Annotated in this window: 13 protein-coding genes; 11 read left to right on the top strand and 2 right to left on the bottom strand. The window is 66.0% G+C overall.

Going from position 1 to position 13,762, the window contains the following annotated elements; translation table 11 throughout:
* The first annotated feature begins 34 nt into the window (after positions 1-34).
* Entirely contained in the window at positions 35-1,087 is a 1,053-nt protein-coding gene (locus IT779_RS05425; protein ID WP_196148061.1) for an alpha/beta fold hydrolase, read from the top strand.
* Positions 1,088-1,150: 63 nt separating this feature from the next.
* Entirely contained in the window at positions 1,151-1,846 is a 696-nt protein-coding gene (locus IT779_RS05420) for a ferritin-like fold-containing protein (protein ID WP_196148060.1), read from the top strand.
* A gap of 4 nt (positions 1,847-1,850) precedes the next feature.
* Here IT779_RS05420 and IT779_RS05415 read toward each other — a convergent pair whose 3' ends face one another.
* Positions 1,851-2,684, bottom strand: a complete 834-nt coding sequence (locus IT779_RS05415) for a helix-turn-helix transcriptional regulator (RefSeq protein ID WP_196148059.1) — start codon at positions 2,682-2,684, stop codon at positions 1,851-1,853.
* Between the two features lie 100 nt (positions 2,685-2,784).
* Here IT779_RS05415 and IT779_RS05410 point away from each other — a divergent pair, with 100 nt between their 5' ends.
* Positions 2,785-3,336 (top strand): YceI family protein, encoded by a 552-nt coding sequence (locus tag IT779_RS05410; protein ID WP_196148058.1) that lies wholly within the window; start codon positions 2,785-2,787, stop codon positions 3,334-3,336.
* 108 nt (positions 3,337-3,444) lie between these two features.
* Positions 3,445-3,672, top strand: a complete 228-nt coding sequence (locus tag IT779_RS05405) for a DUF3107 domain-containing protein (RefSeq protein WP_196148057.1) — start codon at positions 3,445-3,447, stop codon at positions 3,670-3,672.
* A gap of 96 nt (positions 3,673-3,768) precedes the next feature.
* Here IT779_RS05405 and IT779_RS05400 read toward each other — a convergent pair whose 3' ends face one another.
* Positions 3,769-4,458, bottom strand: a complete 690-nt coding sequence (locus IT779_RS05400) for a TetR/AcrR family transcriptional regulator (RefSeq protein WP_196148056.1) — start codon at positions 4,456-4,458, stop codon at positions 3,769-3,771.
* A gap of 440 nt (positions 4,459-4,898) precedes the next feature.
* On the opposite strand from IT779_RS05400, the gene IT779_RS05395 reads away from it, so the two are divergent.
* From IT779_RS05395 to IT779_RS05365, 7 genes are all read left to right on the top strand, one after another.
* Positions 4,899-6,164, top strand: coding sequence for a DUF3152 domain-containing protein (locus tag IT779_RS05395; protein ID WP_408637724.1), 1,266 nt, complete (start codon positions 4,899-4,901; stop codon positions 6,162-6,164).
* 99 nt (positions 6,165-6,263) lie between these two features.
* The gene (gene moeZ / locus IT779_RS05390) at positions 6,264-7,448 is read left to right on the top strand and encodes an adenylyltransferase/sulfurtransferase MoeZ (RefSeq protein ID WP_196148055.1); all 1,185 of its coding nucleotides are present in this window, start codon (positions 6,264-6,266) and stop codon (positions 7,446-7,448) included.
* 301 nt (positions 7,449-7,749) lie between these two features.
* Entirely contained in the window at positions 7,750-8,601 is an 852-nt protein-coding gene (locus IT779_RS05385; protein WP_196148054.1) for a TIGR02569 family protein, read from the top strand.
* A gap of 174 nt (positions 8,602-8,775) precedes the next feature.
* Positions 8,776-10,623, top strand: a complete 1,848-nt coding sequence (locus tag IT779_RS05380; protein ID WP_232541462.1) for an SCO2524 family protein — start codon at positions 8,776-8,778, stop codon at positions 10,621-10,623.
* Positions 10,616-11,572, top strand: coding sequence for an SCO2523 family variant P-loop protein (locus IT779_RS05375; RefSeq protein ID WP_232541461.1), 957 nt, complete (start codon positions 10,616-10,618; stop codon positions 11,570-11,572). The genes IT779_RS05380 and IT779_RS05375 overlap by 8 nt, the downstream gene beginning before the upstream one ends.
* Positions 11,573-11,637: 65 nt before the next feature.
* Positions 11,638-12,648, top strand: coding sequence for an SCO2522 family protein (locus IT779_RS05370; RefSeq protein WP_332838671.1), 1,011 nt, complete (start codon positions 11,638-11,640; stop codon positions 12,646-12,648).
* A gap of 1 nt (position 12,649) precedes the next feature.
* Positions 12,650-13,762, top strand: coding sequence for an SCO2521 family protein (locus tag IT779_RS05365; protein ID WP_332838670.1), 1,113 nt, complete (start codon positions 12,650-12,652; stop codon positions 13,760-13,762).

Raw genomic sequence — 13,762 nt, 5'->3', positions numbered from 1 at the left:
TTGTGTTACCGATGGTATCGGTAAGATTTCCGGTGTGAGTCTCGCGGACACCGTCACCACCGCCGCCCGCAACGCCTGGGCGCTGACCTTCGGATCGGGCGTGCGCGCACCCGATCCCGCGCCGTCCACCCTGCTCTGGGACGAACCGCACCGCGCCCTGCGTCGCTTCGAAGGCGGCGCCCCGAACGCGCCCGCCGTCCTGCTCATCCCGCCGCCCGCGGCTCCCGCCTCCTGCTTCGACCTGCGCCCGGACCGGAGCCTGGCCCGGCACCTGCTCACCACCGGCCGCCACCCCTACCTCATCGACTACGGCGAGATCACCTTCGCCGACCGCCGCATGGGCTTCGAGGACTGGATCGACGACATCCTGCACGAGGCGATCCTTCGCGTGTCCGCCGACCGCGACGGACAACCGGTCGACCTGATCGGCTGGTCACTCGGCGGCACCCTGGCCCTGCTCACCGCCGCCGCGCACGCGCACCTGCCGGTGCGCTCCGTCACGGCGATCGGCTCGCCGCTCGACTACGGCAAGGTGACCGGCGTGCCGCAGTTGCGCGCGGTCGCCCGCCTGACCGGCGGACTCGCGACCTCGACCGCGATCCGCGTCGCGGGCGGTGTGCCCGCCCCGCTCACCCGATTCGCCTACCGGGTCACCGCGTTGGACCGGGAACTGCGCAGGCCGTGGTTCGTCGCCGCCAATATCGCGCGCACCGACACACTGGCCGGAATGGAGTCGGTCGACCGGTTCATGGCCGAGATGCCCGGCTACCCAGGCCGCTTCTACGGCCAGCTGTGGGGCCGGATGATCCTGCACGACGACATCGGCCGCGGCGTGCTCCGCCTCGGTTCGCGCGCCATCGCGCTCGCCGACGTGACCGCCCCGGTGCTGCTCGTCGGCGGCCCGGACGACGTCATCACCCCGGCCGCGGCCGTCGAGGCCGGACTCGCCACGTTGACCGGCGCCGCCTCGGTCCGCTTCGAGACCGCGCCGGGCGGTCATCTGGGCATTCTCACCGGCGACACGGCCAGGGAAACCACATGGACGTATCTGGACAAGTTTCTTTCCCAGTCTGTGAATTCGATGTAGCGATGTCGATAACGCGCGGGTTGGTAAGGCCACGTTCGGAATTGCGGACTAGGCTCGGTTGACATGGGAACACAGTCATCCGCCGCGTTGCGAGTCCCGCTCATCGATTCCGCGATCCTCGCCGCGGACCATCCAGGTGTCGCCGATCTTTTCGCGGTGCTCGCCTACGGTGAGATCTCCGCGTTCTACCGATTGGCCGAGGAAGCCAAACTGTCACCCACGCTGCGCGGCAAAGTCGCGGTCGCGAAGATGGCCGCCGCCGAGATGGCCCATTTCGAGACGCTGGAGGCCGCGCTGGCGAGCACCGGCGCCGACATCTTCGACGCGATGGCGCCGTTCGTGCGCGCCCTCGACGCCTACCACGCCTCCACCGACCCCTCGACCTGGCTCGAGTCGATGGTGAAGTTCTACGTCGGCGACGGCATCGCCGCCGATTTCTACACCGAGATCGCGGGCGCGCTCAGCCCCGAGGTCGCGGCCGTCGTGCAGGACGTGCTGGCCGAGACCAGCCACTCCGAATTCGTGGTCGAGGAGGTCCGCAAGGCCGTCGCCGTCAGCCGTTCCGAGCGCGACCGGCTCACCCTGTGGGGCAGACGGCTGCTCGGCGAGGCCATCACCCAGGCGCAGTACGTGATGGCCCAGCGCGACGAACTCACCGACCTGGTGCTCACCGCCACCGGCGACCTGAACGGCATCGCGGAACTCTTCGAGCGGATGCAGACCAGTCACGCCGAGCGCATGGCGGTACTCGGGCTGTAAGTCCTCACTCGTTGGCGGCGCTCCTGGTCACCAGACGCAGACCGGGCGCCTGCGCGGCGGTCCGGTCGGTGAGCCAGATCACCACGCTCTGGTCGCGATCGGTGTCGAGGATTTCGAAGGGCACGTCGAGCGGTCCGTGTTCCGGGTGCTCGAATTCGAGCACCCCCGAACCCTTGACCTCGATGCGATGCGGTTTCCAGCGCGCGGCGAATTCCGGTTCGCCGCGCAATATTTCGATGAATTTGCGTAGCGCATCGTCGGCGGGCCACCGGATCTTCGCCCGATTCAACACCGCGACGAAATCGTCGGCCGCCCTCGGCCAATCCCGCAAGACCCGGCGCGCGGACGGATTACCGAAGGCGAATCGGGCCAGATTCGGCTCCTCGTCGTCGAACAGGCCGAGCGGGGTCGCGAAATCGGCCCACGCCGGATTCCAGGCGAGAATGTTCAGGTAGCGGCCCATCACGAAGGCGGGCATCGGCTGCAACGCCTTCAACACGGCTCGCATCGAATCGGGCACCTGTTCCTGCGGGGATTCCGAACCGGGACAGTTGTATTCGTTACCGGAAGCGAAGGCGAGCATGGTGAAATGCTGTCGAGGCGCACCGTCGAGCAGGAGCGCGTCGGCGAGCGCGTCGATCACCGACACCGACGGGTTCGTATCGCGCCCCTGTTCCAGCCGAGCCAGATAGTCGACGCTCACCCCGGCCCGCACCGCGACCTCCTCGCGCCGCAGACCGGGAGTCCTGCGCCGTCCGCCCGCGGGCATCCCGATATCGGACGGACGCAGTTCGGCGCGGCGTGCCACCAGGAATTCCGCGAAGCCGTTTCGGTCCATCCATCCATCGTGCCCTGTCCGAGGACAGTCAGCCGCGCCCTGTCAGGTCCAGGATAACGGCGGTCTGGTTAACCGGAGAGCGCGCGTGGATCGTCGTAGCATGACTGAAACAGCCGAAACCACCACCGCGACATCCGCTCTCACCCCCGGCGCCTGGACGCTGGACCCGCTGCACTCCTCGGTCGCCTTCACCATCCGCCACCTCGGCATCTCCAAGGTCCGCGGCACCTTCACCCGCTTCGAGACCGAATTCGTGGTCGACGAATCCGGCGCCGCCACCCTCGGCGCCACCATCCACCTCGACTCCTTCGACACCGGCAACGCCGACCGCGACAACCACGTGCGCACGGCCGACTTCCTCGATGTCGCCAACCGCCCGACCCTGACTTTCCGCGCGCCACGGCCGGTGCTGATCGAGGAATCCTTCACCGTCGAAGGCGAAGCCACCCTCGGCGCGATCACCAAACCGGTCACCCTCGAGGTCGAATGGGGTGGGGTGGGCGAGCACCCCGCCGCCGGTGAGCGCCACGCCGGATTCTCCGCGACCGGCACCATCAAGCGCACCGATTTCGGTGTCGGCGGCCCATTGCCCGGCATGCTCAGCGACGCGGTCAAGATCGAACTCGACATCCAGTTGGTCGAGCCGAAGTAGTCGACGGCCGCCGTTCGCTGACAGCGCAGGCGGCCGTCTGCCGCGCTGCGACCGCCCTGGACTAGCCTTGATCCGACAAGCACTGGACTCGAGTTTCGGAGGTTGGCCGTGGAGGTCAAGATCGGTATTTCGGATAGCCCGCGGGAGCTGGTCATCAACAGCTCGCAGACCCCGGACGAGGTCGAGGCACTGGTCACCGGTGCGCTGACCGGCGATGCGGGCGTCGTCTCGCTGATCGACGAGAAGGGCCGCAAATTCCTGATCCAGGCGTCCAAGGTCGCCTACGTGGAAATCGGCACCCCCGCCGCGGGCCGCGTCGGATTCGCCGCCGTCTGATCCACGCGCCACGGCGACGAACGAAAGCCTGCGACGAACGAAGCCCCTGCCCTCGACCTCTCGGTCGGGTTCAGGGGCTTCGTCGGTTACGAAGACTCAGGATCCGAGCGTGCGCGGCTGACCGTCGAGCGGATGCAGCGGCACATGCGACAGACCGCCCCACGCCAGGGCGACGGTGGTGTCGACGGCCTCGTCCTTCGGGATCGGCCGATCGGCTTCCAGCCAGTAGCGCGCGGTGAACTGACTCGCGCCGACCAGCCCGACCGCGAGAATGCGGGCCCGGTACGGGTCGAGTCCCGAATCGTGGGCGACCAGGTCGAACACCGCGTCGACGCACGCCTCGGTGGCCTGCTCGACCCGGCGCTGCACCTGCGGCTCGCTGGTGAGGTCGGATTCGAAGACCAGGCGGAAGCCCTGCATCTCGTTGTCGACGAAGTCGTAGTAGGCCGCGACCGCGGCGCGCACGCGCTGCCGGTTGTCGGTGGTCGAACGCAGCGCCTGCCGCACACTCGACACCAGCATGTCGACGTAGCTCTGGAGCACCGCGAGATACAGCTCGAGCTTGCTGGCGAAGTGTTGATACAGCACAGGCTTGCTGACACCGGCGCACTGGGAGATCTCGTCCATGCCCGCGGCGTGATACCCGCGTAGCACGAAGACCTCACTGGCAGCATGGAGCAGCTGCTGGCGCCGCTCGTCGCGCGGCAGACGAGTACCGCGTTTCGTCGGTGCCATGGCCTCGGACGACGTTCTACGGGACGTCATCCGGTCCACGAGGTCGGTCATTTCGGCTCTCCCAGTCGATTCCCCGGTAAGAAGGGATGTGCGCACCGGGTATCACAAGAACGATACCCGGTCGTGGCCCGCATGCCGACCGGGGTCGCTCATGTGGATCCACTTCCTGAGGTATATCGCACGACGGTCTCGAATGTGTCACCGATGTCTCCGTCGAATGTGTCCGATGTCCCGTCGAATGTGTCGCCGATGTCTCGTCCCACCGCTCGCCGGTGCTCTCGGCACAGGTGTCGGCGCTGTCGTCGCCGAAGTCGTGCGCGTCGGAGCTCGGTCGTGCGCGATCGTGGGCTCGAGCTGTGAGAACCTGTGTTCGTGACCCTCCGCGTCTGCAGATCCGGATCCGCGGTTCCGGCCTCCCCGTGGTGTCCGGCGGGTGCTCGAGTTCACGTCCCATTCGCTCCTCGGCCCTCGGAACCGTAGTGTCGGACTCCGTGGCAAGGTCCGAGGCGCATTCCGAATCCGCGAAAGGGCGGCCGCGCTCCAGGATCGGAGGACGTAAGCGCGATCGCGTGCAACCCGGCCGTACCGGCGGCGGCACGGCGGGCCGTTACGACGACGCAGCGGCGGGCCGTTACGACGACGCAGCGGCGGGCCGTTACGACGACGCAGCGGCGGGCGACCGAGGCGGTCCCGACCCGACAGCCGAGCACGCGCCGCCGGAGACCGGGACGACGGCCGAACTCGCGGTCAAGGAAGAAACCGACGTCGAGGTCTACGATCCGCTCGGCCTGCACACCCCCGACCGCTCGCATCAGCCGCTGCGCGCCCGCTGGGACCCCACCGCGCCCGGTGACGGCGGCAATCGCGCCCCGCGCCCCGACCGGGACGTGAAGAAGCAGAGCCCACTCGGACGCTTCATCTCCACCTACGGCTGGCGCGCCTACGCGCTGCCCGTGCTGTTCGTGGTGACCGTGCTGGTGATCGTCGACGCCGTCAACGGCGGAGCCGAGACAGCGAGCGCGTCCGGCGCACCCGGCTTCGGACGGCTCAGCCCGCGCGCCGCGTCGGCGGGCATCATCGGCGCACCACCCGGCGACGGCCACTTCCCGACCGACCTACCCACCGGCGCACTACCCGAAGGCGGCCCGTTCACCGAGACCGGTACTGGCCTCTGGCACACCGTCGCGGGCTCGAGCCCGGAATTCGGCGAAGGCGCCGAACTGCACTTCAGCTACACCGTCGAAATCGAGGACGGCGTCGACACCTCGGGTTTCGGCGGTGACACCGCGGTCGCGGCCATGGTCGACAGCACCCTGGCCAACCCGAAGAGCTGGTCGCACGACAAGAAGTTCGCGTTCCGCCGCATCGACCGCGGCGAACCCGACTTCCGCATCTCCCTGACCTCGCGCGACTCCACCCGCAAGGCGTGCGGATTCGACATCCCCATCGACTCTTCCTGCTTCAACGCCGACCTGCGCCGGGTCGTGTTGTCGGAGGTGCGCTGGGTGCGCGGCGCCCTGTCCTTCGAAGGTGACATCGGCTCCTACCGGCAGTACCTGATCAACCACGAGGTCGGCCATGCCATCGGCTACCACCAGCATCAGCCGTGCGAAACCGACGGGGGACTCGCGCCGGTGATGATGCAGCAGACCTTCGGCACCAAGAACAACGACATCGCCGCGCTCGACCCCGACGGCGTCGTTCCCATGGACGGCAAACGCTGCCGGTTCAACCCCTGGCCGTATCCGCGCGGCTGAGGCGAGCGCCGGGGCGGGAAGAACGGTTCGGCGGCCGACGTTGCATCATGGACATATGCCGCGCCGTGCCCGGCCCATTCGATTCGAGGAGTCCTGGACGTGTCATCATCGAAGTCCCTGCCGCCGCTCGTCGAGCCGGCCGCTGAGCTGACTACCGACGAGATCGCCCGCTACAGTCGCCACCTGATCATCCCCGATCTCGGCGTCGACGGGCAGAAGCGGCTCAAGAACGCCAAGGTGCTCGTGATCGGCGCGGGCGGCCTCGGTTCCCCCGCACTCCTGTACTTGGCCGCGGCCGGCGTCGGCACACTCGGCATCGTCGAGTTCGACGAGGTCGACGCCTCGAACCTGCAGCGCCAGATCATCCACGGCGAATCCGACATCGGCCGCCCCAAGGCCGACAGCGCCCGCGACTCGATCCGCGAGATCAACTCGGGCATCACCGTGAACCTGCACAAGATCCGCCTCGAACCCGACAACGCGGTCGAGCTGTTCGCCGACTACGACCTGATCGTCGACGGCACCGACAACTTCGCCACCCGCTACCTCGTCAACGACGCGGCCGTACTGGCGGGCAAACCCTACGTGTGGGGTTCGATCTACCGCTTCGAAGGCCAGGTCTCCGTCTTCTGGGAGGACGCGCCCGACGACCGAGGCATCAACTACCGCGACCTGTACCCCGAGGCCCCGCCGCCCGGCATGGTCCCGTCCTGCGCCGAAGGCGGCGTGCTCGGCGTGCTGTGCGCGTCCATCGGTTCGGTCATGGTCACCGAGGCGATCAAACTGCTCACCGGCATCGGCGACCCGCTGCTCGGCCGACTCATGGTCTACGACGCACTCGACATGAGTTACCGCACCATCAAACTCCGCCGCGACCCGGAACGTCAGCCGATCACCGAACTGATCGACTACGAGGCGTTCTGCGGCGTGGTCTCCGACGAAGGCCAAGCCGCCGCGGCCGACTCCACCATCACCGCCCGCGAACTGAAGGAACTCCTCGACGCGGGCAAGGACATCGAACTCATCGACGTCCGCGAACCCGTCGAATGGGACATCGTCCACATCGAAGGCGCGAAATTGATCCCGAAGGACCGCATCCTCTCCGGCGAGGCCCTCTCCGACCTCCCCCAGAACCGCCCCATCGTCCTGCACTGCAAGACCGGCATCCGCTCCGCCGAAGTGCTCGCCGCCCTCAAGAAAGCGGGCTTCGCCGACGCCACCCACGTACAAGGCGGCATCGTCGCGTGGGCGAACCAGGTGGACAAGTCCCTCCCGGTCTACTGACGGTGCCCCGGCGCTTTCGGTGCTCGACCGAAGGCACCGATTGAGGTAGTGCTGCCGTGCGGCGGAGGTGCTGCCGTGCGGCGGAGGTGCTGCCGTGCGGCGGAGGTGCTGCCGTGCGGCGGAGGTGCTGCCGTGCGGCGGAGGTGCTGCCGTGCGGCGGAGGTGCTGCCGTGCGGCGGAGGTTAGCGTCATCTGGGGCGGTGTGCTCGGGTGGGGTGGGTGCGAGGCACGAGACGGGTGGGTGTACGGACCGTCGGTGTGGCTCCGTAGGGCAGGCCCCGACCGGCGGTACGGTACCGCAGTGACTTCTGTGGAACCTCCCGAGCACGTCCGTGCCACGTTCGGTCTACGCGAAGTGACCCCCGTCTCCCTCGGCGACTGGGACGGCGGCTGGCGCCTCGGCGACGTGGTCCTGAGCCCCGTCGCCGATCACGCACGCGCCGCGTGGTCGGCCAAGGTCCGCGAAAACCTCTCGGTCGACGGCCTGCGCCTGGCCCGCCCCGTCCGCGCCACCGACGGCCGCTACGTCGTATCCGGCTGGCGCGCCGACACATTCCTGCAAGGCACCGCCGAACCCCGCCACGACGAGGTCGTCTCGGTATCCCTGCGTCTGCACCAAGCTACCGCGAATCTGGAACGTCCCCGGTTCCTCGTCCAGCCGCCCGTGGCCCCCTGGGTGGATGTCGACGTCTTCGTAGCCGCCGACCGAGCCGCCTGGGAAGCCGTCCCGCTGCGCACCCTCCGAGGCGGCGGCAGCCCCACCCCTACGAGCCCCGACGGGCAACGCAGCATGGAACTCATCGGCCAACTCGCCACTCTGCGTAAGCCGGTGCAGACCCCGGCTCAACTCGTGCACGGCGATCTGTTCGGCACAGTTCTTTTCGACGGCCCTTATACCCCGGGCCTCTCCGACATCACTCCGTACTGGCGTCCGGCTCCGTGGGCGGCCGGTGTCGCGGTGGTCGATGCCCTGGCGTGGGGTGGCGCCGACGACGGGCTCATGGAACGGTGGTCCGATCTTCCGGAGTGGCCCCAAATGCTGTTGCGCGCGGTGATGTTCCGATTGGCCGTGCACGCGTTGCATCCGCGATCGACACCGCAGGCGTTCCCCGGCTTGTCGCGGACCGCAGACATGGTTCGATTGACATTGTGACCGGAAGGTCGAATCTTCAGCGTTGGGCGGACATTTCGGGCGCTCGAGCACCGATGGCCTACCGTCCTAGATGTACGGGCGTGCTATCTTTTGCAGATCATCGCCGCTGGGTCGAGAATGTCTGACTTGGGACCGAAGCGGCCCGCTACGAGGGGTTTTCGAGGACGGCGGCGAATGCGTATCCAACCGAGGGAGCAGATCCTTGGGATCTGGCGCTCGATGATCAATGCGTGTTGGAAGGATGGTGAGTGGGAGTGGGGCGGAGTCCACGGTTCCAACTCGATCAGTGATTCCGAACAGCTACTGTGTTTACTCTACCCCGCGACCGAGATCGACATCTTCGCTTTGCACGATCCGGATCGAATCGAACAGGATGTGCAGTCGGTATTCGAATCGATCGGTGGTACAACGCGAATCGGTGCTTTCATCGTGTTGCTGCTGAGTTCCTATGTCCGCAAGAACTCCACCGAGGACGGGCTCCCGATCTTCGCGGGGGGAAGCTATGTGCGTTCCGGTGAGGAAGGGCGTGAACCCACCAGGGTCCAGCAACAGTTGGAGATCGTCGACTCCTTTTCGATGTCGTTGACGGTGTGCATGGCGGGTCTGCGATTCCTGCGTGACTATCGACCCAGGGCAAGGCCCGGTCAGCTCACCGAGCAGATAGACGAGCTGTCCGTACAGTTGAGCAGGCGCCTCACCGCAGCGATGACCGGTCTGGTCCGCAGCTTCGTCGTCAATACGATGCGTCCAAAATCGCATGAGGGACAGTCGATTTTGGAGATGTTGAACCCGACTGGCCGAACCGAGCAGACGGTGATCACCGGTATCAGGGCCAGTCTGGAACGGGTGCGCGCTCGGCTGCGCAGTGATGTATCGCTCGGACAGGAGGAGTCTGTCAGGGAGCTGGAGGACGAGTCACTGCTGTTCGAATGCGGTTGGAGTTGGGGGATTCCTATCGGTGCAAGTCCGGTGGACTTCGTCGATTCGCCGATCGGCACGGTTGCCGGTGTCGCAGAATCCAGGCCGTCCCTCTATTTCACCGTCGTCGCGCTCGACGGCATCAACGACCTCGTATCGCCACGGGCCGGAGAGTTGGGGTTGCTCGACGAGACTCAGCACCGATTGGCACAGGCTTTGCGCACGCGCTGGGAATTGACGCAACGCTACTGGTCGATCATCGCGCGATTCGGCGAGGACAGCTGGCCGCTCGAGGATATTCCGTGGCAGACCTCCGATGGCGAGCAGTCCGACTACTACAGCCTCATCGTTTCCGCCGTACTGATCGAGGATCTCGTGCGGCGCAATGCCTCCGACGACGACTTGACCAGGGCCGTAGCGATTTTCGACGAGCTCGCCGGTCGCGGCCGGATCATCCGTCGTCCAATGAAGGACGATCCTTCGGTACTGTTACATCGGCCGGGCGTGTTGCTGAGGTTACGTGGAACCGAGCGGGTCGACAACGGTCCTCTGTTGCATTGGCAGGTATCGGACTTCTCGGCGGTGCTGCTCAAGCGCATGTTGCAAGCGGCGCGTCTGTCCAACAATGTGGCGGCCAGGGACAAGCTGATGGAGCTGTCGAAATCGACTATGGACCATCTACATTCGCGGATATTGCGGAGGGGCGCGATCGGCCTGTGGGACGACCCGGCCGGCGCTTTCTCCGACGGCTCGCATACCGAAGAGCATATGCCTTCGTGGTATATGACCGAGCGTGTGATCGAGTGTCTGGTCGCTGCTGAGCACACCTATCGCGAACCACCACCGAACTGGCCGGAACTACAGACGGTCGCGCGAGTCATGCTCAACACCGCCGAGCATCGATTCGACCAGGAGATGCTCGGCGTCAGCGTCGATGACTATTCCGATAATCGCGCCGCGCTCGACGGTGTGGAGCGCAATATCGATGAGGCCCGGCGATTGATCCGTGAAGACGCCGCGACGACTTTTGTGCATACCCTCGACGCGCTGCGCGAGCTGGACAAGCTCGCCGCCGCGCGCCGTGACGCCACGAGGAATGTGTAATCCGATGATCATGTTCGCGACCTCCGACAAGGGAGGTACGGGTAGGTCGGTGACGAGCTGCAATCTGGGTTACCGACTTTCGTCTCGAGGTAGGCGTGTCGCGTATCTGGACTTCGATTTCGGCTCACCGACGGCGGGGGCATTGTTTGAGCTCGGTGGATACGAGCGCGGCGTCGCACCGGTCCGGCCGCAGGGCGCCGAAGCCGAGCACGGCCAAGGGCTGCACTCGTATCTGCTCGGCACGGCAGGCACCCCGGCGCGAGTCAATGTGCGGGACGCGACCGATCGCGAGGACATGCGACGCATTCGTGGTCGCGGCGGACAGTTGGTGCTGTTCCCCGGAGATCAGGGCGGTGGGGAGTTCGATCGCAAAAAGGACGCGGATGTCATCAGTCGTTGCGTGCGCCTACTGCGCGAGGTCGACGAGCAATTCGACGTATCCATCGTGGATCTCAGCGCCGGTCGCTCCCTCGCCATGGATATCGTCCTGAGTGCGACCGCGGACAAGGCGCTGAAGGACCGCACGGTGCGTTGGCTTGTCTTCCATCGGTGGACACGCCAACACATCTATGCCGCCAACAGCCTGGTGTATGGTCCACACGGACTGCTCGAATGCGGTAGACAGGCCGGGCACGGCAAAGAATTGCTGAAGGATGTTCGGTTCGTGCGAACGGTGGTCCCGCAGGTCGATCGGTTGCGCGGAGGTTCGGCGCCACAGGCCGCTTGGTTGCACCAGCAGGACCGGATACTGAACGAACTCGCCGGTGAGTTACGAGTCGGGGCCAGTGCACTTCTGGGTACGATCCCGGTCGAGCCCATGCTGCAGTGGCGCGAGCAGCTGATCCTCGATGTCGATGTGCAGAGGGAGATCGCCAATCGGGAAACCGTCGAAGCATTCGATCTGCTCGCCGAAGCACTGCTCGACGCGCGAATGTGGGGTCCAGACTGAGGCACTCGCATAAGCAACCGTCGACGCTATCAGGAAGGAAGGTCTCCAACCACATGGAGAATGTGGTGGGCTACAGCGAGGCGACCGAGCATGGACGCATCAGCGCCGTGCCGTTGTCGCATCTGTCGATCGAAGTCGGTCATTTCCTCATGGGGGAGTTGGTCAACGGTACCGACGATATTCGGAGTCAGTTCCGCAGTATCGTCGCACTGCTCGACGGGTTCGTACGGGCGGCCGAGCTCGAGTTCGGCCGCCGCCCTCGGGTGAGTACTTGTTTCTTGATCGATGACTACTTTCGCTCGGATACCGATCCCCGCCTGATTCTCCCGAAGGTGCTGGATGTGGCCAAGGAATGTGGCCTGACCATCGACTACCTCGCTCGCGAAGCGGGATGCGCCGAGGTGCCTGCGGTCATGCGCGAGGGGGCGGTCTTCATGCCGGAGATTCCTCTGGCACAGATCGTGCGCGACCGGATCGTCGCGGAACCCAGAGCGTGGGAGAACGGCAGCGTGCCGCCCACCACGGCCTCAGGATGGCTCTGCAACGGAGTGCGGTCGACCGGTGCGGAACCCGGTCAAGCCATGCATCCCGAGCGGCCTCCCACACCGCCGGAGCAGATGGGCAGGCGCTTCCACTCGATATTCCTCGATGTCGAGATGTCGACGACACCTGCCAGCGATATGAATGGGCGAACGGATACCCTTCGGAAATGGTCCTGCCCGTTTCTCGCGGCGGTTTGGCAGCTGATGCGCCTGGGTGTGCTCCGCGTCGATGGCAGACCCGTAGTGGAGCCTATGTTGTGGGATCCGAAGAAGCTATGGCCGGATCGATGGGCCGACCTACCCGCCGTCGTTAAGCTCAACAAGGGGGCCAAGCCGTTCGCCGCGTATCGGTCGTTGTCGATTCTGCCGCAGCGGTACCTCGAGATCGAGCACGCCGTGCGAGTGATCCTCGACCACGTCCATCTCGATCAGGATGTCGTTCAGCAGGTGGTTCGGCGCGGTAGCGGCGAAAACGTAGAGGTGCCGCGGCGGGTCGCCGAACGTCTCGCGCACTACCTGTTGGCCGGAACCTGAGGTGGACGTATCCCGTTCACCTCATACCCGGAGGGCAAGACAGGCCGGTGCGAGCCGTGATCGTGCCGCACGCTTGATCGCACGCAGTGCGACAGCGCAGCCTCGCCTTCGGGGCGAACCGGCGCCGTCCACGCCGCCTTACGCCGCGCAACCCTCTTTATCGCACGGCATCCTCGCGGTCTTCGGTGAGGTCCGCAGCCTACTGTTGCCGACGGCTGTCGCGTTGCAACGCGGCGAAGTCGAGGACCTGCTCGCACTTGATCCGGATCATCGGGTGCGGTGGCGGACACGGCCCATATCGCTCGGCATATCGTCGGAAGTGTTGAACGGTGTCGACTGCGCGTTGGCCGCGCCTTCCCACCCCGCGGTCCGTGCGATCGGAACGGTGGCCCGCAGGGGTGTGGTGGTCGGTGGTCGAGTGTTGCAGAGTTCGGCGCGCTGCACTGTCGTCCGCTCGGCTCACGACAAGAGACAAGGCTGGGACCATTATCTCGCGCGTGCGGGTGTTCTCGAGGTGATCGCGAAGGTCTCCGACGCCACCAGCGCCCGTTTGACCGAGGGATTTCTGGCGACGCGCGGCGGGCCGACACTCGATCTCGAGTCGATAACCGCGGGCCTGGTCAACGACATCGGCATGCGACGGCTCGGACGTGCGCCGTTGCGCGCGGGGACGACTCGGTTGCGCTGGGCCGCCCGCATCGGTGACGTCGATTCACCCCGAGTCTCCTTCCGGTTACTCGATGATGTGGTGCGCGCGGCGCTGATAGTCGTGCCGTCCGAACCGGAGCTGATGGACGCGCAGCGTTTCTGCGAAGATCTCGCGGTGCACGACTGGTTGCTCACGGTGCTCACCGATGCGATCGAACGCGCTGATCTGGCAGGCCCTGCCTCCCCTGAGGCGACCGAGATCATCGCCCCGGTATTGCAGCATCTCGCCCACCTGTGGTTGCCGGAAGCGCATACTCCGCCCGAGCTGCGAGGCTTGTGGACGCAACTCCAGGCCGACGCGGCTCTCACCGCCGAATGGCGGAACTCTGTCGCACATCTGCGCAATCGCGTGATGATGGCGATGTGGAGCGCGACGCGACCGAACAGAATCGGCTACGAGGTGTGA

Source organism: Nocardia bovistercoris (genome assembly GCF_015674855.1).
Taxonomy (GTDB): Bacteria; Actinomycetota; Actinomycetes; order Mycobacteriales; family Mycobacteriaceae; genus Nocardia; species Nocardia bovistercoris.
This window is presented reverse-complemented; position numbering and strand designations above follow the sequence as displayed.